We start from the raw sequence: 223 nt of genomic DNA, 5'->3' as shown, positions 1-223 counted from the left end.
TTTTTCACCTCTTTATCTTGTTCCTGTTCGAGTTCTATTGCCGCTTGTTCCACTTGCTTTTCTACTTCTCTTGCCACTTGCGCTAACTGTTCAGATGTTACTTTTTTCACGGGTTCTTCTGGAATCCCAAGCAGTTGTTCATCCAGGTGTATTGCTTCTTGAATTTGTTGAAACATAAGCTGAATGTTCTGTTGAAGTTTATCTTCGTAATTTTTCGTCGCTT

At 39.0% G+C, this 223-nt stretch carries 1 protein-coding gene; it reads right to left on the bottom strand.

Going from position 1 to position 223, the window contains the following annotated elements; all coding sequences use genetic code 11:
- The coding region (locus MR076_RS26245; RefSeq protein ID WP_396021744.1) for a hypothetical protein at positions 1 to 223 on the bottom strand (223 nt) is incomplete at both ends.

Source organism: Bacillus cereus group sp. BfR-BA-01380 (assembly GCF_022663535.1).
Classification (GTDB): domain Bacteria; phylum Bacillota; class Bacilli; order Bacillales; family Bacillaceae_G; genus Bacillus_A; species Bacillus_A cereus_BB.
The sequence above is the reverse complement of the archived record's forward strand: the minus strand, read 5'-3'. Positions and strand labels throughout refer to the sequence as shown.